At 67.1% G+C, this 22,414-nt stretch carries 20 protein-coding genes; 15 read left to right on the forward strand and 5 right to left on the reverse strand.

The window, feature by feature from the left end; all coding sequences use genetic code 11:
• Positions 1-82 precede the first annotated feature (82 nt).
• The gene (locus BKN51_RS42975; protein ID WP_158255855.1) at positions 83-241 is read right to left on the reverse strand and encodes a hypothetical protein; all 159 of its coding nucleotides are present in this window, start codon (positions 239-241) and stop codon (positions 83-85) included.
• Positions 242-621: 380 nt separating this feature from the next.
• On the opposite strand from BKN51_RS42975, the gene BKN51_RS08115 reads away from it, so the two are divergent.
• Positions 622-1,476 (forward strand): hypothetical protein, encoded by an 855-nt coding sequence (locus BKN51_RS08115; protein WP_168214291.1) that lies wholly within the window; start codon positions 622-624, stop codon positions 1,474-1,476.
• Positions 1,477-1,530: 54 nt separating this feature from the next.
• On the opposite strand, the gene BKN51_RS08120 is transcribed toward BKN51_RS08115, so the two are convergent.
• Positions 1,531-4,320, reverse strand: coding sequence for a tetratricopeptide repeat protein (locus BKN51_RS08120; RefSeq protein WP_101607034.1), 2,790 nt, complete (start codon positions 4,318-4,320; stop codon positions 1,531-1,533).
• Between the two features lie 254 nt (positions 4,321-4,574).
• Here BKN51_RS08120 and BKN51_RS08125 point away from each other — a divergent pair, with 254 nt between their 5' ends.
• Both BKN51_RS08125 and shbA read left to right on the forward strand, forming a co-directional pair.
• Positions 4,575-5,009: a hypothetical protein gene (locus tag BKN51_RS08125; protein WP_101607035.1), complete on the forward strand. Its 435-nt coding sequence runs from the start codon at positions 4,575-4,577 to the stop codon at positions 5,007-5,009.
• A 4-nt stretch (positions 5,010-5,013) separates the two neighbouring features.
• Positions 5,014-5,664: an RNA polymerase sigma factor ShbA gene (shbA, locus tag BKN51_RS08130; protein ID WP_101607036.1), complete on the forward strand. Its 651-nt coding sequence runs from the start codon at positions 5,014-5,016 to the stop codon at positions 5,662-5,664.
• Positions 5,665-5,689: 25 nt separating this feature from the next.
• On the opposite strand, the gene BKN51_RS08135 is transcribed toward shbA, so the two are convergent.
• Positions 5,690-6,625 (reverse strand): SEFIR domain-containing protein, encoded by a 936-nt coding sequence (locus BKN51_RS08135; protein WP_101607037.1) that lies wholly within the window; start codon positions 6,623-6,625, stop codon positions 5,690-5,692.
• Positions 6,626-6,870: 245 nt separating this feature from the next.
• Between BKN51_RS08135 and BKN51_RS08140 the strand changes: the two genes are divergently transcribed.
• The 6 genes from BKN51_RS08140 to BKN51_RS08165 all read left to right on the forward strand — a co-directional run bounded on the left by BKN51_RS08140 (position 6,871) and on the right by BKN51_RS08165 (position 17,076).
• Complete coding sequence (locus BKN51_RS08140; protein WP_233224304.1) at positions 6,871-7,464, forward strand: toll/interleukin-1 receptor domain-containing protein; 594 nt, start codon at positions 6,871-6,873, stop codon at positions 7,462-7,464.
• A 3-nt stretch (positions 7,465-7,467) separates the two neighbouring features.
• A complete protein-coding gene (locus tag BKN51_RS08145; RefSeq protein WP_101607038.1) occupies positions 7,468-9,099 on the forward strand; it encodes a KGGVGR-motif variant AAA ATPase in 1,632 nt (543 codons plus the stop codon).
• Positions 9,100-9,124: 25 nt separating this feature from the next.
• Entirely contained in the window at positions 9,125-9,763 is a 639-nt protein-coding gene (locus BKN51_RS08150; RefSeq protein ID WP_101607039.1) for a hypothetical protein, read from the forward strand.
• Entirely contained in the window at positions 9,763-12,849 is a 3,087-nt protein-coding gene (locus BKN51_RS08155) for an ATP-binding protein (protein ID WP_168214292.1), read from the forward strand. The genes BKN51_RS08150 and BKN51_RS08155 overlap by 1 nt, the downstream gene beginning before the upstream one ends.
• A 53-nt stretch (positions 12,850-12,902) precedes the next feature.
• Positions 12,903-16,316: a hypothetical protein gene (locus tag BKN51_RS08160; RefSeq protein WP_101607041.1), complete on the forward strand. Its 3,414-nt coding sequence runs from the start codon at positions 12,903-12,905 to the stop codon at positions 16,314-16,316.
• Positions 16,317-16,407: 91 nt separating this feature from the next.
• Positions 16,408-17,076, forward strand: a complete 669-nt coding sequence (locus tag BKN51_RS08165) for a DNA alkylation repair protein (RefSeq protein WP_101607042.1) — start codon at positions 16,408-16,410, stop codon at positions 17,074-17,076.
• 6 nt (positions 17,077-17,082) lie between these two features.
• On the opposite strand, the gene BKN51_RS08170 is transcribed toward BKN51_RS08165, so the two are convergent.
• Positions 17,083-17,466, reverse strand: a complete 384-nt coding sequence (locus tag BKN51_RS08170; protein WP_101607043.1) for a nuclear transport factor 2 family protein — start codon at positions 17,464-17,466, stop codon at positions 17,083-17,085.
• Between the two features lie 123 nt (positions 17,467-17,589).
• On the opposite strand from BKN51_RS08170, the gene BKN51_RS08175 reads away from it, so the two are divergent.
• From BKN51_RS08175 to BKN51_RS08195, 5 genes are all read left to right on the forward strand, one after another.
• Entirely contained in the window at positions 17,590-18,171 is a 582-nt protein-coding gene (locus BKN51_RS08175; RefSeq protein ID WP_101607044.1) for a PadR family transcriptional regulator, read from the forward strand.
• Positions 18,164-18,589 carry a VOC family protein gene (locus BKN51_RS08180; RefSeq protein WP_174720402.1) on the forward strand — a complete coding sequence of 142 codons (426 nt, stop codon included), beginning with the start codon at positions 18,164-18,166 and terminating at the stop codon, positions 18,587-18,589. Before BKN51_RS08175 ends, BKN51_RS08180 begins: the two co-directional genes overlap by 8 nt.
• Positions 18,590-18,686: 97 nt before the next feature.
• Positions 18,687-19,235: a cysteine hydrolase family protein gene (locus tag BKN51_RS08185; protein ID WP_101607045.1), complete on the forward strand. Its 549-nt coding sequence runs from the start codon at positions 18,687-18,689 to the stop codon at positions 19,233-19,235.
• Positions 19,236-19,266: 31 nt separating this feature from the next.
• Positions 19,267-19,545, forward strand: a complete 279-nt coding sequence (locus BKN51_RS43735) for a hypothetical protein (protein ID WP_174720403.1) — start codon at positions 19,267-19,269, stop codon at positions 19,543-19,545.
• 102 nt (positions 19,546-19,647) lie between these two features.
• Positions 19,648-20,613 carry an aldo/keto reductase gene (locus tag BKN51_RS08195; protein ID WP_101613111.1) on the forward strand — a complete coding sequence of 322 codons (966 nt, stop codon included), beginning with the start codon at positions 19,648-19,650 and terminating at the stop codon, positions 20,611-20,613.
• On the opposite strand, the gene BKN51_RS08200 is transcribed toward BKN51_RS08195, so the two are convergent.
• Positions 20,610-21,491, reverse strand: a complete 882-nt coding sequence (locus tag BKN51_RS08200) for a LysR family transcriptional regulator (RefSeq protein ID WP_101607046.1) — start codon at positions 21,489-21,491, stop codon at positions 20,610-20,612. The genes BKN51_RS08195 and BKN51_RS08200 overlap by 4 nt on opposite strands.
• A 116-nt stretch (positions 21,492-21,607) precedes the next feature.
• Between BKN51_RS08200 and BKN51_RS08205 the strand changes: the two genes are divergently transcribed.
• Entirely contained in the window at positions 21,608-22,393 is a 786-nt protein-coding gene (locus BKN51_RS08205) for an inositol monophosphatase family protein (RefSeq protein ID WP_101607047.1), read from the forward strand.
• The last annotated feature ends 21 nt before the right edge of the window (positions 22,394-22,414 follow it).

A 22,414-nucleotide genomic window follows, 5' to 3' on the forward strand; every position in this document is an offset into this window, starting at 1 on the left:
ACAGTCGTGTGTACTCATCCTCCTCAGCCGAGCACGAAGCCGAGCAGGGCCAGGATCAGGCCGATGGCGTGGGTCTGCATGGTCAATCCACCTCCTTTCCATGCGTGGCGACCACGGTCTTGACCGAGGGCGCGGGCGCGGTTCCCATCGCGCTGCCGAGCGCCACCCCGATGACGAGCGCGACCACCCACAGCCAGAAAGCCAGCCTTATGAGCAGCGAAAACGAGCACTCGACCTTCATTCCGACTCCTTCGGTGTGCGTGCCGGGGCAGCACTCGACAACACGGGAAACCGCTGGTTAGAGGGCTATTCGCCGCGAAATTGCGGCGGCTCACCAAGAATGCGTCGGCACCCCGGCCGCGACAAGGAGTTTCCTGTTTCCCGTATGGGCGGGAAAGGAAAACCCAAAATAACGATCGTCGATAGACCGCCGCGCCCGGCTGGACACGAGCGGCCGGGCTGGCGACCATTGACCACCTTGCTCGAACCACTAGGGGAGGACTGGTGACCGTCAGCGCTGCGGACCTGGCCGTCGAATTGAAGCTGCTTCGGCGGGGCAGGGGAATTGCGGCACCTCAGCTCACCGAACGAGCCGGGCCCGCGTTGCGCGCGGTCTGCGGGATGGCCGAAGACGAGGAAAACGCGGTGATCCGGAGAAGGTTGACGGATTGCCTGTCCGAGTGGACGCGTGCGCTGCCCGAGGATCTGAGTATCGCCGTGTTGGCCGCGTTCGGCCTTCACCCGGACGCGGTGAACCCGTTCTATCAGGATCGGGTGGGCTGGCTGGCCGGGTACCTTGAGCGTGACGACCGGACCGCGCGACGGCGAATCGACGAAGGCCTGGATCGGCTCGCCGAGGTCGCTGTGGCGTCCACAAACGAATCCGACGAGGCCGAAACATCCCACCCCAGCAAGAGATGGCATACCGAGGAGTTGCGTGTTGCGCTGGCGCTCGATCAGCCGATCCCGGAAGCTTTCGAATTCCGCAGGATCGTCGCGGACGCCGACGACATCACCGAGCTGGATCTCGCCTTGACGCTGACCAACTCGGCATATCGAGGCGAAGCCATCAGTGCCGACGATCTTCGGGTCGACGTGTTCCACGGCGGGCGGCTGGTCGGGCGGGTGATGGAGTCCACTGATCGCGTCGGGCTGGCCTTACAATTGCCCGGCCCGCTTCAGCGGCACGGTAAGCATGAAATCGCGTTGCGGTTCAAAGCGGACATCAGACACCCGCATTTCGTCTGCGTCCCCCGGCACCCGGTCGATCTTTTCCACCTGCACGTCCGGTTCGCTCTGCCGATCCCGAGGGAAGTCGTGCAGTTGGAGCGGGTTTTCCAGGACGACGCGAGTGACGAGGCGACGCGGGGGATTTCCTTGACGCCGGATGCCTCCGGAGAGATCCATGTCCAATTCCGCAGGCTCTCGCCGGGCTTCGCCTACGGAGTACGCTGGAGATTCTCTGATCCCGGCTGAATGAACTGACAGCCGGGCCGGCCCTGCGCCGGTGAACTCTTCATCTCACTCGAGTCACTCGCTGCTCTTCGCGCCGCCCGCACCGAAAAGCCGTTCATCCGTGGTCGGCGCGGAGACGAGGGGCAGGGGGAGCCGGATCACCCGTCTTGCCGCGACAGCCTTCGCCGACAGTTCGGTCGCGAGGCCGAACGTCGCGATGATGTCGTCCGCGGCCCCCTCGACCAGTTCCGTGGCAAGCTGATACTGCTCGCGCCCGCCGAAAGCCAGTGCTATACCCAGGTCGAGCCTGCTTTCCAGGGTTTCCGGATGGCGCAAGCCCAGCAGCCGGATCTGAGGCTGGAGGATCTCTTCGAGGATTTCGGCCTGATGGCCGAAATCACCTAACTGCCCATGTGCCTGGGCAATGCCATGCCTGATCCGGTAGCGCAACTGGTGTTCGTCGCCGATAACGCGGAGCACGGTCCGCTCGGTCGCGCTCAGTGCGCGCAAGGCCTGCTCAGGTTGCCCCAGTGCCAGTAGCGCACGATCGGCCATGGCCGCGACGGTCAAGGTCAACGGATTTTCCGAGCCGTAGTGTTTTCCATACGTCCTTTCGAGTTCGCGCAGTTTCCCGGCGAATCGCTCCCGATCGGCGAAGGCCGGACGAAGGTCTCGCAGGTCGAGGGTGACCGTCGCTTCCGCCAGCAGCAGTTCGGCCTCAGTGCACCTGAAGTGCCGTTCCCTGCCAGTGTTGTGAAAGCCGGTGACTACTTCCGTCGCGACCTGGCGAGCTCGTTGTGGATGGCCATCGAGCAGCAAGGCGCGCGCATATTCCAGGAGAGCCGACGGAAGGAGGTCGTCGCGCAGCGGCCCGGGTGGTACGTCGTGGAGCTCAGGCAGAATCGCCTCGAGTGAGGTGATGGACTCCCGGGCACGACCGCGGAGACGGAACGCCTGCGCACTCGCAACGATGACGGGCAACCGTTCGTCGCGGCCGTCCGGGAGCCGGCCGCTGTACGCGTGCCAGAAGGTCCGATCGCCGGCGTCGTAGTCCCCCTGACAGTCGAGCGCCTGTGCGGCGATCAGCCTTGCCGTGTACCGCTCGTCGTCGGTACCCGCCAGCAGCAGCGCGCGCCGGGCGTGCCGCGCGGCCTCCGGGTACAGACCGCAGTCGATCTCCACGCGCGCCGCCGTCGCGAAGTCCACGCTGGTCGCCCCCTCGGTGGTCAGGATCATGGCGTGGATCTCGCCGGCTGCCAGGGGATCTCCGTGCTTCTCGTGCATGGCCGCGATCGGGCGCAGCAGCTGGATCCGGTACGCCGCGGAGGTGTGTTCGGCGAGAGAGCGGCCATGCTGGAGGAAGAGCCCCCGGTATTCTGCGCGGTCGTCGGAGATGAGCCGTAACAGGGTTTTTGCCGCCGACTCGGGCAGATCGCCCGGCTCGAGTCCGGCACTGGCCACCTCCGCCACGAGCGGTTGCAGCCACAATCCGCCGTCCACGAGTGAGACCACCCCCGACGTGGCCAACGCGCCGACGGCATCCGTGAAAGCGCGGTCGATGGCGGGTCCGAGAACGTCGCGCGCGAAGCCGAGCGGAAACGGGACCGGGGCCAGCAGGCTGCCCAACCGGACGATGACGGAGGCGACCGGACCGAGGTTCGCCAGCAGGTCACGGATCGCCGGCGGTGCGGTGTCCGGGCAAGCGGCCAAGGAACCGTCATCGAGCCGTCCCGGCTGGTTCCGGACAGCCAAGGCGTTGGCGCGCACCGTGATCGGGTGTCCACCACATCGCTCGACGAGACTTAGTACCGCTTCCCGTTCGGCGTCATCGGCAGGAGCGCGGTGCTCGCTGAACAGCTGGAGCCCTTCGCCCGGTGACAATCCGGCGAGGTCCAGAACCGCGGCGTCCCACGCGGAATGCTCTACCCGGCTGGTGATCACCGTGGACACTTCGGGCGTGGGGAGCAGGAGCCGGTCGAGTACGTTCGGCGGCAGCCCTGCCGGAACGTCGTCGATCAGGACGAGTACCCGGTGCCCGGTGGCGCCGATCCGCCCAGCGACGTGGTCGCGCAGCCGATCGAGGTCCATTCCGGACACATCGACGCCCAGTTGTTCCCCGGCCGCCTGGGCCAGCGCGAGGTGAAACTGGGAAAGGACCTCTTCGGGTGCGTGATGCCCGAACGGGCCCAAGCGCATCACACCGCCTTCGAAGGCAGTGCGGAAAAGGTAGGCGTACTGCTCCGCCAACGCGGTCTTACCCACGCCTGGCAGGCCGCGCAGTATCAAGACCGGCCTGGCGCGCAGCCCACTGTGGATTGCCCAGAGTTCCCGGTGCCTCCCGGTCATCCGTGCGGGCGGCCGCTCTGCCGGTACCTGGTTCCCGGCGCCGAGGGGATGGCCGGCGTCGGCCACTTTGCGCAGGACTCGCTCGACCAGGGCGGGCAAGGTTCGCGGAGTGACCGGACCGGTGAAGAATCTCGCGTCGGCCAGCTCCGCGGGCTCGACGTGCTTTCCGTCGGGCTCCGGATCGACGACGAGCACGCGGTCCGCCGGATCGCCGTGGCGTCCGGCGGAGGCGAAAGCGGTGGTCAGTTCCCATCGGCAGGAATGGTTTCCGGCGAAAGCGCGGGAGTAGTACACGAGCAGAACGCGCGAGCAGGCGATCGCGTCGGCGAGTTCACGAGTGATCGGTGCGTACTCGTCGAGGACTTCGTCCCGGAAAACGCGGAGTCCCGCGTCACGAAGAGCCACCGCGATCTCGGTCATCCGCGCTGAGCCCACGGGATCGTCGCGACTGAAACAGAGGAAGACATCGAAACGATCCGAGCTGTGAGCGTCGGACAAGTCGGGGTCGGGATCCGTCATCTGCGTTCTCTCCCAGAGGTCGTGTCGGTTCGCCTGCGCAAGGATCGTTCAGGGAAACGATTTCGCTACCGGTGATCGTGCCGATGCAAAAAGTGTCCTTGATTTGGCCGGACGGTCGGCGAATTTCGCCGAGAAATCATCATGGCAGGTATTTTGTCAACGGACAGAATCATGACAAGAAACCGCCGGGCGCAACGCCGGCACCGTTTTCCCCGATTACCCGGGCATTCGAACCGCGAACGCCGGGAGAGAGCATGGGAATCGCCAGTGACAACGCGAGCGAGGGGAACAGCGCGACCGGCGCCCTGATCGTCGTCGTGATAGCCGTCCTGTACCTGGGCTACACAGCCTTCAAGAGACACGGCTTCCGGCCGCGGCGCGTGGAAACGGTACTGAGCGGGCAGCAGTTACGGCATGTTTTCAAGAAGAAGGTCGCGAGGAGGGGCTGGTCCATCGCGGACGACGGCAACCCGATGATCGCCCAGTCCGCGCTACTCGCCGGGATCCGGCAGCAGATCTCCCTCAGGATCTCCGAGGCCGACGGGTGCACGGTCGGCGAGTTGGCCGCGATTCTCCACGAAAAGAAGGCTTTCAGCGACCCGGCGAAGGCGTACAGCCTGCGGTGGCGGATGAACGCCTTCATCGCGCAGGTCCGACGGCTCGATGCCACCGCGAAGGTGAAGGGCTGATCCGATGCCGACCATCGACACTCGCCCGATCGGCGACGACGTCAAGGGCTACAGCACGTTGGGGACCGCGTCGCGTCAATCGGGCCGTCTGACCAGAGAAGTGCTCGACCCGCTTGTCATGGCGGCGAAGGCCGGCGATCCGGGTGCGGTCCACGCGTTACTGGCCGTTGTGAAGCCGGTGCTGGTGCGCTATTGCCGTGCACGGATGGGCGGCCGCGATCTTTCCTACCTGTCGGCCGACGACATCGCGCAGGAAGCGTGCCTCGCGGTCTTCAAAATGCTGCCGTCGTACGAAGATCGAGGTGGCTCGTTCCTCTACCTCGTGCGCGCGATCGCGGCCAACAAGGTCGCCGACGCCTTCCGCGTGGTGTCCCGCGACCGATCCGACCCCGTGCCGGAGCTGCCGGAGGCCGGATCGGTCCGCAACGAGCCGGAAAGCCATCTGCTCGGCGTCGACCTCGGGGCACGGCTCGGCAGGCTCGTCGCCACGCTCCCGAGGACGCAGCGGGAGGTGATCACTTTGAGGATCGTTGTCGGGTTGACCGCCACCGAGACCGGGGTCGCACTCGGGCTCACGCCGGGCAACGTGCGGGTCAAACAACACCGGGCGTTGGTGAAGCTCCGCGAACTGGTGCAGGAGGAGGACGACTTATGAGGGGTGCGCCTGCCGACGCCGTGAGTCACTCCAGGACGGGGTCGCCCCAGGCCAGTTCGGGCAGCCACTTGGCCTCTGTGGTGCCTGGGCGGTGGAATTCCAGCCGCAGTGTCAGCACGCCGGTGACGTCGACGTCGATCGCGGCAGGCTTCCCCAGCGCCACCTTGACCTCGGGGGATGGCCTTCCGTCGAGGAGTACGCGGAAGTGTCCCACCTGGAAGGGCTCGGTGGCGCCGTCGAGGACGCCCGCCACCGCGGTCAGCCTCCTGTAGGCCATTCCAAGGTCCACTTCGACGAAGGCGAGCTGCTCCGCCGCCCGCAAGACGATGCTGTCCGCGTAGTGCACGTCGTTGATCCGCGCGCCCTCCACCCGGATGTTCCGGCCGCCCGCTCGCCATTCCAGCCCGGTCGCCAATGCGGTCCGGCGAGGAGCTGCCGTGCTGACCTTGCCGCCACGCCACTGCGCGCGCTCGGGACGCTGGTGCCTTGCTCTGCCGGTGATCGCGACCAGCAGGTCCTCCACACCCTCCTCGGTGAACGCCTCGACCGGGTACCTGGTGGTCGAGTATGGGTTCAGAAAGTTCGGGATGTCCTCGACGGACTGTTGGGGGAACACGACCGGGAGCACCCGCTTGATCTCGCCGCCGAGATCCCGGGTCAGCCGATCGCGGATCCGCGCCGCTTCGAACTGGGATCCACGTCCTTCGTCGAAGGCCGCGGATCCCTCGGCGCGGCGTTTGTACTCCGGGGAGGCGATGACCACCACGAAATCCGCCGTGTCGAGATGATTCAACGCCCACAAAGACCAGTCGCGACGTTCGTCGTCGTCCCATTGATCAAGGTGTACTTCGAGGCCGATCCCGCTGTGCAGGAAATCCGCGAAGAGGCGGACCCGCTCTTTATGCTCCGGTGAATCGTGTGCGTAAGTGACGAACACGCGCGGCGCCTCGTTGTCGGTCATCGAAACTCCTGTCGGATGAAGGAAACCCGGTCGTCCGGGTGGGTCGCATTCTTGATCCTCGTGCGGCTGGACGCACTCATTGTCGCCTGCTTGTCATCTTTCTGTCTTTGTTCGAATCGTTGGTGTCCAGGACAGTGTCCCGAGTAGGGTCGTGTCCAGTTTTTGTCGTGTTTTTGTACCTTTTTCGAAGGTGTCACAGACCCCTACGATCGGTGCTGTCAATCGGATCGGGGTGCGAAGGGGCGATGGCGCTCGTGTACGAGTACGACGTGTTCATCAGCTATCGCCGAGGCGGAGGCGATGCCCCGGACTGGGTGCGAAATCACTTTCACCCTCGGTTGCAGAGACTTCTGGACGACAATGTCGACTATGATGTCAAGATATTTCTGGAGGACAGCGTTCCTGTCGGGGGAAAGTGGCCGCAGGAGGTGCGGGACGCCTTGCAGCGCGCCCGGATCCTGATCCCAGTCTGTTCCCCGAAGTACTTTCACGATGAGTGGTGCCTCGCCGAATGGCACACGATGGCGAAACGAGAGGAAATCGTCGCGAAGGACAGTGCGGCGAAGGTGGGACGGTTGATCTATCCGGTGATCTTCAGCGACTCGGAGAACTTTCCCGGCTACGCTCGCGAACGCCGTATGCACAGTTTCCGGAACTGGAACAAGCCGCATCCGCAGTATCAGAACACCCCCGAGTACCTCGACTTCGACCGCGAGATGGAGCGGATGGTGGAGGACCTGGTGGAGATCATCGCGCAGGCGCCACGATGGTGTCCGGAGTGGCCGGTCGAAACTCCGCCGCCCGGCCCGACCAGGCCGTCGAAGCTGCCGAGGTTCTGACCCATGCCGGGAACCGTGGTCACCTTCTACTCCTACAAGGGCGGCGTCGGGCGGAGCTTCACCCTGGCCAATATCGCCGTTCTCCTGGCTCGCTGGGGATATCGGGTGTTGTGTCTGGACTGGGATCTGGAGGCACCAGGTCTGGACACCTACTTCCAGCCGATGATGAGCGCGCCCCCGTCCGGCGGCGTCGTGGATCTGATCGACGACTTCCGCGAGGGCAGGCTCCGGCCCGGCGCGCATACGACCCGGCTGACCGGCAAGGTGAAGCTCGACGTCATCACCGCGGGCCGGGCGGATTCCGCCTACGTCAGGCGAGTGCAGGACCTCGACTGGGAAACCCTCTACGAACAGGGTTTCGGGGACTATCTCGAACAATGCCGGGAACAGTGGACGGCAGGCTACGACTTCATCCTCGTCGATAGCCGGACGGGCATCTCCGACATCGGGGGCATCTGCACCGCCCACCTTCCGGACCGCCTCGTGGTCCTGTTCACGGCGAACGTGCAGAGTATGAAGGGCGCGGTCGACATCGCCGAACGCGCCAACGTCGCCCGGGACCGCATGCCCTACGACCGGCCGCAGCTGACCGTTCTTCCGGTGCTGTCGCGATTCGACGCCCGCGAGGAGTACGCCCGCTCGGAGGAGTGGCGGCGTATCTGTCTCGACGAGACCAAGGACCTGTTCCGCAGCTGGCTCGACCGCGACGTCTCTCCCGACGTGATGTCGCGTCATCTGACACTGCCTTACGTCTCCTTCTGGACCTTCGGTGAGCAGCTCCCGGTGATGACGGAACTCAGCCCGACCGTCGATCAGATCAGTTTCGCGCTCGAAACGGTCGCCGCGGTCGTCGCGCACGACTTCGACCGGACGGACCTGCTCGCCGAGAACCGGGACGCGTATGTCGCCGCGATCCGTGCGGAGAAGAGGACGTTCACCCACGACGTCCGGGTCAGTACGACCAGGCCGACGATGGATCTCGCCGACGACCTCATGAAGTACTTGGCGGAACTCGGCGTGCGACCGGTGCTGTCGTTCTCGGGAGAACGGTCACTGCTCGAAAAGACCGAGGACGACGCGAAACATCTGTGCCTGATCGTCGACCGGGAAGTGAGCCGGTGGCAGTCGGCCGAGGTCGAGCTGTTCCTGCACCGGACCCTCGGTCAAGATCGCCGGGTCGTGCCGGTGCTCACCGAGGGAACCGAGCCCAACACGTTGCCGGGTTATGTCGGCAATCTGAGGCATCTCCAGTTCGGTCAGTCCCGCGGGCCGGTGGAGATCGCCCGGAACCTGGTGGACCAGCTCACCGGGACGACGGCGCTCGTCGAACCGGGTGAACTCGACGTCGCTGGCGTGCTCCGGCACGCCGCTCGCGCGCGACTGCGCCCCCTCATGTGGGGACTGGTGGACGAGATCGTCGCCGACCTGCAGATCGCGATCGGCGCGGGTGGGCGTGAGCGGGTCCAGGACCTCGCGCAGGAGCTCATGGCGGCTACGCGGGCCAGGGCGACCGACGTCGAGCAGAGCCATCGTGTCGTGATCCCGCCCAGCACCCGGGCGGCCATCGACTGGGCGGTGCGGACCGCCGAGGCGAGGGTGACGCGCCACGGCTTCAGCGGATTCCTCGATCAGTAGGACTCAGGTACGGGAAGGATCACGGATGACGGATCAATTGGGGCAGAAGCAGATCGCGGCGATGCTCGTGCTGATGGTGGTCGCGCGCGAGGTGTCGAATCCGGAGTTGGACGAGCTGGTGCATTTCAAGCTCGACGGAAAGGAACGCACCGGGCTCAACGATCTCGACCTGGTCTCCAGTGAGCGCAGCAAGGTGCTCCGCGGCCGCCCCTTCGTGCACACGCTGACCGAACGTGGCTGGGCTCGGTGCGAGGAGGAACTGAGTGTGGAGGAAGCGCCGTCGCCCCGGACCAGTCTCGGCAGCGCCCTGTACGTCCTGCTCGGCGGCCTCGGCAGACATCTCCGCCGGGGAAACCTCCGGCTCGCCGACCTTTTCATGCCCGACGTCGAATTGACGGCCGAGGAGATCGAGACTCGGATCCGTATCGGCTATCGCAAACTCTCGCGTACTCCTCGCGACTGGGTCGCGCTGGTGGAGCTGAGGCCGCTGCTCGGTGAGGCGTCCACTGTGGACGTCGATGCGGTGTTGAAGGAACTCAGCCGCTCGGGGCAGGCACATCTGGTGCCGGAATCGAATCGCAAAGCGCTCACCGCCGCCGATCACGCCGCGGCGATCCGCATCGGCGGTGAGGACAACCATCTGATCTCGATCGAGACGCCGTGATGGACGAGCTGACCGCGCTCGCGGCCCTGCGCTTCGACTGGGCCGACACACCCGATCATGTGTGGCGTGATTCGCCATATCACGTCGATGGCCTGCACACCGGAGTCCTGAAGCAGGTGAGCGCGGGGATCCGCGAGGCCGTCTCCAGCGACGGTCCGAGCCCGATCGGGTTGGTCCTCCAAGGAAAGAAGGGCGTGGGCAAGACACATCTGCTCGGCCTTGTCCGGAAGCAGGTCCACGGGGCCCGCGGCTACTTCTTCCTCAACGACCTCACGGCGGGCGACGCGTTCTGGGAGAACACCGCGGAGGCGATGCGCCGGGGCCTTTCGCGACTCGACGGGGCCGGCGTCCCCCAGCTCACCAGCTTTCTCCGGCGCGTCTGCCTCCGCGCGAGCATCGACGCGAACGTCACCAAGAAGATCCTGAACGGACATGGCCTGTCGAGAGGTGATGTCGACTCGTTCGTCGACGGCCTGCGTGCCTTCGATCGAGACGTCGCCAGGGAATGTGCCGACACCGCACGGGCGCTGGTGCTCTACGCGAGCGAGGACCAGAACAAGAACTACGTCGGGGACGACTACCTCGGCGTGTTCCCGGAGTCGAAATCCGGGGATCGCCGCAAATGGGGGATCCGATCGGACCCCAAATCCGCGGCGACCCAGGTCAAGAACATCACGAGGCTGCTCGCGCTCACCGGCCCGATCGTGATCGCCGTCGACCAGCTCGACACCCTGGTGGCCCGCTCCACGGTGGGTCTCAGGCAAGTGCAGGACAGCGACGAACAGGACTTGCTCGTCGCACAGATCGCGGACGGGTTGATGGGACTGCGGGAGGTGACCAAGAGGACGATGACGGTGCTTGCCTGCCTCCCCGGCACGTGGGAGCTGCTCAAGCAGAAGGCCACCGACACGGTCCCGGATCGCTTCCGTGAAGCCCTGATCCTCGGCCGGGTCACCGATGCCGAAGTCGGCAGGGCTTTGGTCGAGAAGCGTCTCGGAGTCGCTTACGAGGCGATGAAGTTCGTGCCTCCTCATCCCACTTGGCCGGTGTCACCGTCCGCTTTCAACGGGGCCTGGGAAGAGCTGACCCCGCGGGAGGTGCTGAAACGGATCGGCGCGCACATCGACACCTGTGTCCGAGCGGGCCGGATCGCCGAGCTCACCACGTTCGACGAGCACGGCGCGCACTCGGCCGTACCGCCTCGTCCGGTGATGGCCGCCGATCGGTTCGCGGAACTGGACGCACGGTTCGAGGAACACCGAGCGTCGGCGGATCCGTCGGCGCTGGTGGACCCGAAGAACGAGGACTACGTGATGCCCAGGCTGTTGTCCGCCGCCATCAGGGGCTGGATCACCGAGGTCGGCGACGACAACCTGGAGTGGGTCTACGGAGCCCAGAGTGACCGTAACGAACTGCACGCGTGGCTCACCCGGACCGTGGACGAGGCGTCCGACCTGGAAGAGCACTGGGCGTTCCGTGCCATCGCGGCGGCGAACCCCATCGCCGCCTTGCACCGGTTCCGCAAGGCACGGTCGGCGTCCGGCGTGCGCAAGGGTGCGGAGAATCGTCACCTCGTCTTGATCCGCAACCTGGAGTGGTCGGGAGGAGTCAAGACACAGGCGGAACTCAAGGCGTTCAAAAAGGACGGCGGGAAGTCACGCGAGCTGTCCGATTCTGACATCCGCACGTTCTGGGCCCTCGACAAGATGTTCGCCGAGGGAAGCCGGGAATTCCACGAGTGGCTCGTCGACCGGCGCCCCGCCGGCCGGTCGGAACTCTTGGCGGAGGTTCTACCGGAGCCCGGACCCAGGCCAGGGCCAGGATCCGGTGAGGCGCACCCGCCTTCCCCCGAAGGACAGATCACCCTCGGGACCGTGGCAGGCAGCGGGAAACCCGTCAGGATCGAACTAGCGGCCTTGCGTAAGCACGCCGCGGTCTTCGCGGGTTCGGGTTCCGGGAAGACGGTGTTGCTGCGGCGGATCGTGGAGGAGTGCGCACTGCAGGGTGTTTCGGCGATCGTGCTGGATCCGAACAACGACCTCGCCCGCCTTGGCGATGCCTGGCCGGAGCAGCCGGAGGCGTGGGGACCGGACGATGCTCAGTGCGCCAAGCGGTACCTGGCCGAGACCGACGTCGTCGTGTGGACGCCGGGACGGGCGAGCGGCAGGCCGCTCGCGTTCCAGCCGTTGCCCGACTTCGGGGGTGTTCTCGACGACGAGGACGAGTTCAATGCGGCCGTCGAGGTCGCGGTGGCCACGCTCGCTCCCCAGGTGAAGCTGACCGGAAGCACGGCGAAAACCACCGTCGGACTCGCGGTGTTGCGGCAGGCCGTCGTGCACCACGCCCGTACTGGGTCCCGGAGCCTGCCTGAACTCATCGAGGTGCTCGAAGACCTGCCTGATGGGGTGAGCACCCTGAACAACGGGAGGAAACTGGCGGCAGAGCTGGCCGAGTTGCTGAAAGCCTCCATGGTCAACGACCCCCTCTTGGCGGGCGGCGGCGAGCCTGTCGACCCGGGGCTTCTGCTCGCTCCCGGGGAAGGCAAGCGAGCAAGGGTTTCGGTCATCAGCTTCGTCGGACTGCCTTCGGAGAAACAGCGGCAGAACTTCGTCAACCAGCTCCAGATGGAACTCTTCGCCTGGGCCAAGCGGAATCCGGCGGGTGACCGGCCACTCGGCGCCCTTTTCGTCATGGACGAGGCGCAGATGCTCGCCGCGGCGGGCACGCTCACGGCGAGCACTCGCAGCACGATCGTGCTCGCTTCGCAGGCCCGAAAGTACGGCCTTGGGCTGCTGTTCGCCACGCAGGCACCGAAGGGCCTGCACAACCAGGTCGTCGGCAACGCGATGACGCAGTTCTTCGGCAGGCTCAACAGCCCGGCCCAGATCGCCGCGGCCAACGAACTGGCCAGAGCCAAGGGCAGCCCGGTCGACGACATCTCGCGGCTCGAACGGGCCCAGTTCTACGTGGCGGGGGAGGGTTTCGGGTTCCAGCGGGTGACCACCCCACTGTGTCTCACCCACCATCCGGCCAGTCCGCTCAGCGTCGAGGAGGTGCTCGCCCGCGCTCGGGCCGAAGCCGAGTGAAACCACCGTCCTTACCCCTCATCAACTTTGCTCGCTGGAAAGGATTTCGCACCATGGCAGGAATCTTCATCGCCCTCCGGCCCGGTGACGGTCAGGACCGGATCCAGGGTCTCGATCGGAGTTTGGGTCACGTGTTCGGAAAGGACCGGATCCTCCGGTCCGGCGGCTCCGCGTCCGTCTTGGTGGTGCCGATTGGCGCCGAGGGGCTCAACGGCCTCGACGACGAGGTTCGGCGAGAGATCGCCGAGGCACTGCGGCTCGGAAAAAAGATCGTCCCGGTACTCACCGAGGACGCCGTCATCCCTGGCGAAAGCGACCTGCCGTCCGAAATCGCCGCGCTCTCCAGCCTGCGGTACCGGCGGCTCGGTCCACGAATGACGGAACAGGACATCGCGGGCCTGGTCACCGAACTGATCCGCGTCGCCCCGGAACTGGGCATCGACGTCGTCAAAGGCCTCGAAGACCTGCCGGAGTGGCTTGATTCCTGGCGGCACGAGACGCGTCCGGTGCTGCCCGGGACGCTCCCGGTGCTCGGCAGGGACCGGGCGGTGGAGCGGTTGTGTGCTTGGCTGGACGACGGGCCATCGGTTCTGCCCGTGTACGCCGGCAGCCGTACCGAGGCCGCGGCCTTCGTGGCGACCGCGTTGGCGACCCACCGGCCCGCCTTGCGAGCGGTGCGGGTATCGAGCCAAGAAGGCTGGCGTCATTGCCGGAACCTGCACGCCCCGTTCGTCGCTGTGGTGGACGGTGCCGCGGTCGAGGTGGGGGAGGGGGCCCCTGGTGAAGGTCACGTCGTCGTGGTGCGCGGCACTCCGGACCGGAACGGTGCTGATCTCCTGGTACTGCCGGGGATTCCCCGCGACGAGGCGGCCGAGGCGTTCGCCGCGACCGGTGTTCCGCCCGCCGACGCGAACATTTACGCGGATCTCGCTCGACGGAGCGTCGGCAGTCTGCGCCGCAGGATCGGTGTGGCCGGCGATCTCCCGAAGTGGGCGAACCCGCTGGAGCGCGATCTCGCCGCACCGCTCCTGCTGATCGGCCGGTGGTCGGCGGGATCGCGGCACGATCTGGAGGAGATCGCCGCGATCGCCGGGAGGGAGACCGATGAGCTCAGCCGCTTCTTCGCCAGATCCGAGACCGGTGGTGATCCCTTGCTGGCCCGGTCGGGCGACCGGGTGCGGCTGGCGGATCCGCACGACGCCTGGACTCTCCTGCACGGCCGGCTGAGCGCGCAGGATCTGCGGCGCTGGCACGAGGAGGCCGTCAAGGTGCTCGCGGAGAAGGAACCCGGACGGACCTGGTCCGCGGAGCTGCGGCATGGGCTGGCGCGAAGCGCGGCGCTGTTGTCCTCCCAAGGGGAGACGACGTTGTCCGGTGGCGTCACGTGCGCCGATCACGCCGCGCGCTTCGTTCGGGAACTGCTCGGGCGAGCCAACGACGCCGCGGACGGGGTGCTCTGGCGGTCGCTCACCGATGTCCTACCCTTGCTCGCCGAAGCCGCCCCTCACGAGTTTCTCGGCGCTGTCGATCAGGCGCTGACCAGCGATCCTTCCCCGCTAGGCGGTGTTTCCGGCGGTCTCACGGCGGCGCTGGAAACGGTCTGCTGGTCCGACGAGGCGTTGCCGATGGTGGCCTCGCTGATCGCCGAGCTGACGCGGCGAGGGACGGACGATCAGTCGCTCGAATCCCTGATCACCCTTGTGCAGCCGTGGTATCCCTACCTCGAGCTGCCTGGCGGACAGCGGGCGGATCTGGTCAAGGCGATCGGTCGGCGTACCCCGGAAACCGGCTGGCGGCTGGTTCTCGCACTGTTGCGTGGTCCGCGAGGACACCTTCTCGCGAGCCCTCGGCGGCCCCAGGTCCGTCTCGAATGGACTGTCCCGGCACCACCTGCCGCCGTCCCCGAAGGTCCGGAATTCCAAGATGAGCTGGTCACCTCGGCGTTGGCCGCCTTGGACGAACGGCCGCAACGATGGGGCGAGTTCTTCGAGCAGCGGCCCGAGCTGAACACTGCGCAGTGGGACCGTGTCGTGGAAGCCCTCACTCGGGTGGATGTCGACAGGCTCTCGGCGGACGAACGTCTTCGCCTGTGGAAGCGGCTCACCGGGTTGACCGCCGAGCATCGTCACTACGCCGGTGCCGACTGGGCCCTGCCGGAAGAATTGCTCCAGTGGCTGGAATCCTGCGCCGAGATGGTCGAGCCCGCGGTCAATCCGGGGCGGCACGGTGTGTTGTTCGGCCGGCAGCCGTACCTCGAGGATGGCGACTCCCTCGGTCCGGAGGCGCGCGAGGCCGAGATCGGTCGTCTTCGCCGCGACGCTGTCGGCGGCGTCCTGCGCGAACATGGTGTCGCCGGACTGAGTGCCCTCGCCGCCGAGAGCGCTCAGCCCAGGCTGGTCGGAGTCGTCGCGGCCGAGGTGGCCGTCGATGACATCCAGGAAGAAGCGCTCGCGGAACTGGACCGCGAGGACTGGGCATCCGGCTGGGTGGGTGCAATGGCGTTGTCCCAGGGCGAAGAATGGCAGCAGGAGGTCGCGACGGAGCTCAAGGGACAGGACAGACTGGTCGACTACCTCCTGGCCATACCCGTGGAACACGCCTTGGCGCTTCTCGATTCGGCCGATGACGCGGTTCTCGAGAGCTACTGGGCTCGCGTCGGCCCATGGCCGCTTCCCGTGGGGCAGGAATCGTTCTTCGTCACGCAACTCGCGCGACGGCGGCCATGGGACGCGGTCAAGGCGCTCGAGCTGGGCGTGTTCGCGGCCGAACCACCGTCACTGACCGCTTCTTTGGTCGAAGACGTGCTGCTCCAAGCGTCCACCGATGGTGTCGAACCTCCCGACCGCAAAGCCGTCGCGGGGGTCGGACCACTACTGGACCACCTGGTCGAGGCCGGAGGTTCGGACGTCGCGGTCGCACGGCTGGAACTGCGATACCACCCGGCGCTCAAACACCACCGGAAACCTCGGGTCCTCCAACGGATTCTCGCCGAGAACCCCGGCGCGTTCGTCGATCTCTACACCCGGATCCATCCCGTGGACGACGGCACCACGAGCGTGGAATTGGTCAACGCGTGGCTCGCGATCTTCGAGACGCGCGCCATGCCGGGCGATACCGGCTCCGGCCTCGACGGTGCCGCGCTCAAGGCCTGGGTTTCGCGCGCCCGCGCGGAGTTCGCCGAGCGTGGCCGGGCCGAGTCCGGTGACCGGGCGATCGGCACCGTGCTGGCGAGCGGTTCTCCTCTTCCGGACGACGGCTGGCCGCCGGAGCCGGTTCGGGACGTCTTGGACGTCGCCGACGGCGCGCACCTGCGGGAAGGCTTCGTCATCGGCCTGACCGTCCTGGACGGCGATTCGCGCGATCTCGTTCAGCGTCATCGTGGCTGGGCCCGGCGGATCAATGTCGGCTGGCCACGGGTCGCCGCACTCTTGCGTGAACATGCCGACGACCTGGCACGGCGCGGATAGCACTCGACGTGGCCGCGTGGAGGAGCGGGTCGGCTCCTCCACGCGGGGTGCCTCGTAGGCTGGATCTCACGCGCCGAGACAGGAGGCCGACGTGACCGGTACGACGAGGGCCGAAGTGCTGGCCGAACTGGCCGCGCTCGAGGACCCGCGGGTACGCGAGGTGAACGAGAAACACGGCGACGACCACGGCGTGAACCTCGGCAAGCTGCGGGCGCTCGCGAAGCGGTTGAAGACGCAGCAAGAGCTGGCGCGCGAACTCTGGGAAACGGACGACACCGCGGCGAAATTGCTCGCGCTCTTGATCTGCCGTCCGAAGGCGTTCGAAGGCGAGGACCTGGACCGCATGGTGCGCGAGGCGCGCACTCCGAAGGTGCACGACTGGCTCGTGAACTATGTGGCCAAGAAGAACCCGCACGCCGAAGAGCTGCGACTCGCCTGGTTCGCGGATCCGGATCCCGTGGTCGCGAGTGCGGGCTGGGCGCTGACCACCGACCGCGTGGCGAAGAAACCCGAGGGCCTCGACCTCACGCGGCTGCTCGACATCATCGAGACGAGGATGAAGGACACTCCGGATCGCCTGCAGTGGGCGATGAACCACTGCCTGGCGCAGATCGGGATCGAGCACGCCGGGTACCGCGCCCGGGCGATCGGCATCGGCGAGCGCCTGGAGGTGCTCAAGGACTATCCGACCCCGCCGGACTGCACGTCGCCGTTCGCGCCCGCCTGGATCGCCGAAATGGTGCGACGGCAGGAGAAGTAGGCGCGCTCAGCCGAGCGCGTCCGCCTTGATGGCCTCGAACTGGGCGCCCATGCGCCCCGCGAGCGCCTCCGCGGCCCGCAGCGGCCGGACCATCACCTTGAAGTCGGCGATCTTGCCGTCGTCGTCGAAGGTCAGGAGATCGCACCCGTTGATCTGAAGCCCGTCGACGGTCGCTTCGAACTCGTACACGTGGTGAGCGCCGTCCTGGATCTCGCGGACGTAGCGGAAGTCCTCGAACACGCGCAGGACCCCGCGCAGGATCGCCGCGGTGATCGCCTTGCCCTGGTAGGGCTTGAACGCGACCGGGCTGGTGAAGACCACGTCGTCGGCGAGCATCGCCTCGATCGCGGTGGCGTCCTTCGCTTCGACGGCCTGACGGAACGTGGTCATGACGCTCACCTCATAGTCAACTTGTTGAGTAGATGACGCTGAGCGTAGGTGATCACCGCACCGGTGTCCATCAAAGTGACTAGTCAACTTTGCGACTAGTCCGCTGGTGACTATCATCGGGTCATGGCGCTGCGGAACGCGATCCTCGCGATGCTCTTGGAAGGCGAGTCTTCGGGCTACGACCTGGCGAAGAGCTTCAACGCCTCGGTCGCCAACTTCTGGACCGCGACGCCCCAGCAGCTCTACCGGGAGCTGGACAAGATGGAGACGCAGGGCCTCGTGACGGCACGCGTCGTCGAACAGCGGCGACGGCCGAACAAGCGGCTGTTCTCCTTGACCGACGACGGCGCGGCCGAACTCGCCGACTTCACCACGCGAGCGCCGAAGCCGACGGCGATCCGCGACGAACTGCTGGTGCAGATCCAAGCCGTCGAGGCGGGTGACGACGAGGCGATCCGGCGAGCCGTCGCGGACAGGATGGCCACCGCCGAAACGAAGCTCAAGCGGTTCGAGCGGCTCCGGGACCGTCTTCTCGGTGAGTCCACCGAGGCGGAGTTCCTCGTCGCCTCGCCCCGTGTCGGCCCGTATCTGACCCTCGCCCGCGGCATCGCGTTCGAGCAGGAGAACATCCGCTGGTGCGAGGAGGTTCTCACCGTTCTCGATCGACGCGCTACCGTGCGATCCGGAGGTGATCGGCATGGTTGAGCGAGGTCCCACGTTCCGTCAGGTGGTGCTGGACGGCACCGATGCCCGCGCGCTGGCGGAGTTCTACCGGCGTCTGCTGGTGTGGAATTACCGCCCCGGCGACGAGCCACCACCGCCCGGCGTCGAGGACGAGCGCGGCAAAGACTGGCTGGTACTGAGGAATCCCCAGGGCGGGACGCAACTCGCCGTCCAGCAGGTCGATCGGCTGCCCGAAGCGAGCTGGCCGGACGCCGAGCCGATTCCTCAGCAACTTCACCTGGACCTGACCGTGGACTCGATCGAGGAGCTCGACGCGCAGGACGGCCGTGTCCTCGAATTCGGCGGGCGCCTGCTGCTCGACCGCAGCGACGACCCGGACGAACCACTGCGCGTCTACGCGGATCCGGCGGGGCATCCGTTCTGCGTCTTCGTCGGCTGATCGCTCAGGACCTGCCCCACGACCGACACCGAAACGGCACGAGCACGCCACGTTTGCCCTTCCCCTCACTATAAGGACGTTCGGGTAACTTCCCGTCATGACCACCGCGCTGATCATCGGGGACCTCCAGCGAGGCATCACGGGCAACTACCCGTTCGCCGAGCGAGTACTGCCGCCGCTCACGGACCTGTTGCCCCGTGCCCGCGAGGCAGGCGCCCTCGTGGTGTTCGTCCACTTCGCGCTTCGGGGCAACGGCGCCGACTTGCCGCCGGGCAACGCGCTGTTCGAGTCGTTCCACGAAGCCGGGGACACCTTCCACGAGGGCTCGGCCGGGACCGAGCTCGCTCTGCCGGTCGCCGCCGAAGACGTCGTCGTGGTGAAACGCCGTGCCAGCGCGTTCGCCGGGACCGATCTCGATCTGGTGCTCCGTTCCCGGGGCGTCGACACCGTCGTGATCGCCGGGGTCGCGACCAGCGCGATGGTGGCCGCGACGTGTTACGACGCGGCGGACCGCGGCTACCACGTGACCGTGCTGCGCGACGGGTGCGCCGACGGCGACACGGCGATCCACGACTTCTTCGTCGACGCCGTCTTCCCCAGCCGGGGATTCGAGGTCGTGTCCTGTGACGGATGGGGGACGCGGTGATTCTGTCGGTGGTGCCGGAGAAGATGGCGGCATGACGGAAACACCCGCTGGAATCGAACCCGGCCGACGGTTTCGGTTGGAGACCTTGCGCGACATCGTCCAGGCCGAGCTGGCGGCCGCCGGGCTGCCGGTCGCTCCCGGCGAGCATCCGACCGGTACCGCGGGGGCGGTCGTGACGGTCGATCTGCCGGACTTGCAAGGCGTGCTCGCCGACTGGCAGGAACACGAAGTCCTTCTCGACGCGAGCCGGCAGGCCGCGGCCGAATGCCCGAATCCGGACTGTGAGACCCATCGCGGGACGGGGGGCTAGCCGGGAACGCGTGGTCGATGCGTCCCACTCGAAAACCTGAGGTGAAGATCGCCGCACTATGGCAACGTGGCCCGTGAGCCGATCAAGGGGGACGGGCTGGGGATGAAGACGAAACGACTGGGGAACACCGGCGTCGAAGTGACGCGGCTGGGGTTCGGCGGCGGGCCGCTGGGCGGGCTGTTCGCGCCGCTGGACGACGAGACGGCCGCCGGGGCGCTGGCCGCGGCATGGGACGGCGGGATTCGGTACTACGACACGTCTCCGCACTACGGGATCGGGCATTCCGAGCGCAGGATCGGTGAATTCCTGCGCGGGCGGCCGCGTGATTCCTTCGTCCTGTCGACGAAGGTCGGCAGGCTGCTGGTGCCGCAGGACGCTGACGGGAAGCTGGATCCGGCCGGTTTCCACGTTCCCGCAACACATTCCCGCGTACGCGACTTCACCCGTGACGGGATCCGGCGCAGTGTCGAGGACTCGCTGGAGCGGATGGGCCTGGACCGGATCGACGTGCTGTACCTGCACGACGCCGAGGAGTTCTTCGACGACGCGGTGCGCGAGGGCTATCCGGCGCTCGCGGAGTTGCGGTCGGAAGGGGTCGTCGGTGCGATCGGTGCCGGTATGTACGACACGGCGATGCTGACCACGTTGGTGCGGGAAGCGGATGTCGACGTGGTCATGCAGTCCGGCCGCCACACGCTGCTCGATCACAGCGCGCTCGACACGTTCTTGCCCGCTTGCGAGGACCGCGGGGTCTCGGTGATCGCGGCGTCGATCTTCAACTCCGGGCTGCTCGCCGTCCCGCGGCCGGACGCGGGAGCGTACTTCGACTACGAGGCCGTGACACCGGATGTTCTGGGGCGGGCGAACAGGATCGCCGACGTGTGCGAGGCGCACGGCGTGACGCTTCCTCAGGTCGCCATGGCCTTCCCACTGCAGCATCCTGCTGTCGCCGGTATCGCGGTGGGGATGCGGTCCGCGGAGGAGGCGCGGCGCAACCTGGAGTCCTTCGCCGTGGAGGTTCCCGCGCGGGTCTGGACCGAGCTGCGTGCCGCGGGCCTGATCCGTTAGCCGGCGTCGGCGAACGCTGTCCGGGCGAGATCGCGCAGCCAGCGGTGTGCGTGGTCGGTGTCGTAACGCTGGTGCCAGGACAGGTACACCGCGGCAGGCGGCAGTTCGAGGGGGAGCGGGAGCAGGGCGAGACCGAGGTCCGCGGCCACCGAACGGGCGGTGGATTCGGGGACCGTGGCGAGAAAGTCCCCGCCACGCACGAAAGCGAACGCGGCCGCCTCGGTGGGGGCGGACGCCACCACGCGCCGGGTGAGCCCGAGCTGCGCGAGAGCCTCGTCGAGAGTGTTCTCGAGCCTTCCGCGCCGCGAGACGGTGACGTGCTCGGCCGCGGCGTACTGCGCGGCGGTGAGCGGGTGTCCTTGCCGCGCGACGACGACGTGGCGGGTTTCCGCCACCTTCTCGGCGCGGATGTCGGGCGTGGCCGGGTGACCCGCGTTCGCCTCGAGGTCGACCTCGCCGCGGCGGAGCCCGGGAGTGTCGACGCTCGATTCCGCGATGAAACGCAGGCGCACGCCCGGTGCCTGGTCACGCACGGCCCTGAGCAGGGCCGGGCCCGCGAGGGCGACCAGGGAATCGTGCCAACGGAGGGTGAAGGTGCGTTCGAGCGTCGTGAGGTCGAGTTCGCGGCTCGGTGCCAGTACGCCGCGGACTTCCTGGAGGAGTTCGTGCACTTGCTGCCGGACGGCGATCGCGTAGGGCGTCGGGGTCATCGTGCGCCCGGTGCGCACCAGGATCTGATCCCCGGTCGTGCGCCGGATCCGGCCGAGGCTCCGGCTCATCGCGGGCGCGGTGACGTGCAGGCGCTCGGCCGCCCCGGCCACGCTGCCTTCTTCGAGCAAGGCGTCGAGCGCCGACAGCAGGTTCAGATCCAAGTGCATGAGAATCATCTTAACCGTGCCTAACATGCACTTGCTGTTAATTGAATGCGCACCTACCTTCGTGAGTGAGGGGCCGATCGACCCCCGAGACCCTTGCTCAGGATGGGAAAACCGTCATGCCCGGAACAGATCTCCTCGCCCAGACGGCGACGGCCACGCGTGCGGCAGGCGCGGTCCTGCTCGAGCGCTTCGGAGAGGTGGCCCGCTACCGGACCCGCGACGAACTGATGGACGTCCTCGCCGCCAACGACGCAGCGGCCCTCGAAGTGCTGCGCCCCCGCCTCACGAGCCTGCGCCCGGACGCCCAATGGGTGGAGGAGGAACTCGACGGCGGCGTGCTGCCTTCCGGCGAGTGGTGGGTCGTCGATCCGGTCGAGGGCAACATCAACCATCTGCACGGCCTGCCGGAATGGGCGGTCACCGCCACTCTCGTACGCGACAACCAGCCGGTGCTCACCGCGGTCCATCAGCCGCTGACCGGCGAGACCCACACCGCGCTCGCGGGCGGCGGAGCCTGGCGCGACGGCCTGCCGCTGCGTGTGTCCGACACCGCGGACCTGGGCTTGAGCCTCGTCGCCACCAGTCAGGCCAGGCCGGACGAGGACGAAGCGGTCGTGCGGCGCGTCGGCTCCTCGATCACCGCGATGCTCCAGGAAGCGCTCGTGGTGCGCACCTCCGTGCCCGCGACGCTGCACCTGCTGAACGTGGCCGCCGGTCGCGTCGACGCTTTCTGGCAGTTCGCCGGCGCCCGCGCCGACCTGCTTCCCGGGGCGCTGCTCGTGGCCGAGGCCGGTGGCCGGATCTCCGACGCCGAAGGCCACCCCTGGAGCCCCGCGAGCGGGAGTTTTCTGGCCGCCGCGCCCGGTGTGCACGCCGAAGCCGTCGCCACGCTTTCCCGCTGACCGTCCACAACCTACAAAACT

Source organism: Amycolatopsis sp. BJA-103 (assembly GCF_002849735.1).
GTDB lineage: Bacteria > Actinomycetota > Actinomycetes > Mycobacteriales > Pseudonocardiaceae > Amycolatopsis.

Coding starts and splice junctions, on each gene's coding strand:
- BKN51_RS42975 (WP_158255855.1), bottom strand. CDS start 241: ATGAAGGTCGAGTGCTCGTTTTCGCTGCTCATAAGGCTGGCTTTCTGG.
- BKN51_RS08115 (WP_168214291.1), top strand. CDS start 622: ATGGCCGAAGACGAGGAAAACGCGGTGATCCGGAGAAGGTTGACGGAT.
- BKN51_RS08120 (WP_101607034.1), bottom strand. CDS start 4,320: ATGACGGATCCCGACCCCGACTTGTCCGACGCTCACAGCTCGGATCGT.
- BKN51_RS08125 (WP_101607035.1), top strand. CDS start 4,575: ATGGGAATCGCCAGTGACAACGCGAGCGAGGGGAACAGCGCGACCGGC.
- shbA (WP_101607036.1), top strand. CDS start 5,014: ATGCCGACCATCGACACTCGCCCGATCGGCGACGACGTCAAGGGCTAC.
- BKN51_RS08135 (WP_101607037.1), bottom strand. CDS start 6,625: ATGACCGACAACGAGGCGCCGCGCGTGTTCGTCACTTACGCACACGAT.
- BKN51_RS08140 (WP_233224304.1), top strand. CDS start 6,871: ATGGCGCTCGTGTACGAGTACGACGTGTTCATCAGCTATCGCCGAGGC.
- BKN51_RS08145 (WP_101607038.1), top strand. CDS start 7,468: ATGCCGGGAACCGTGGTCACCTTCTACTCCTACAAGGGCGGCGTCGGG.
- BKN51_RS08150 (WP_101607039.1), top strand. CDS start 9,125: ATGACGGATCAATTGGGGCAGAAGCAGATCGCGGCGATGCTCGTGCTG.
- BKN51_RS08155 (WP_168214292.1), top strand. CDS start 9,763: ATGGACGAGCTGACCGCGCTCGCGGCCCTGCGCTTCGACTGGGCCGAC.
- BKN51_RS08160 (WP_101607041.1), top strand. CDS start 12,903: ATGGCAGGAATCTTCATCGCCCTCCGGCCCGGTGACGGTCAGGACCGG.
- BKN51_RS08170 (WP_101607043.1), bottom strand. CDS start 17,466: ATGACCACGTTCCGTCAGGCCGTCGAAGCGAAGGACGCCACCGCGATC.
- BKN51_RS08175 (WP_101607044.1), top strand. CDS start 17,590: ATGGCGCTGCGGAACGCGATCCTCGCGATGCTCTTGGAAGGCGAGTCT.
- BKN51_RS08180 (WP_174720402.1), top strand. CDS start 18,164: ATGGTTGAGCGAGGTCCCACGTTCCGTCAGGTGGTGCTGGACGGCACC.
- BKN51_RS08185 (WP_101607045.1), top strand. CDS start 18,687: ATGACCACCGCGCTGATCATCGGGGACCTCCAGCGAGGCATCACGGGC.
- BKN51_RS43735 (WP_174720403.1), top strand. CDS start 19,267: ATGACGGAAACACCCGCTGGAATCGAACCCGGCCGACGGTTTCGGTTG.
- BKN51_RS08195 (WP_101613111.1), top strand. CDS start 19,648: ATGAAGACGAAACGACTGGGGAACACCGGCGTCGAAGTGACGCGGCTG.
- BKN51_RS08200 (WP_101607046.1), bottom strand. CDS start 21,491: ATGCACTTGGATCTGAACCTGCTGTCGGCGCTCGACGCCTTGCTCGAA.
- BKN51_RS08205 (WP_101607047.1), top strand. CDS start 21,608: ATGCCCGGAACAGATCTCCTCGCCCAGACGGCGACGGCCACGCGTGCG.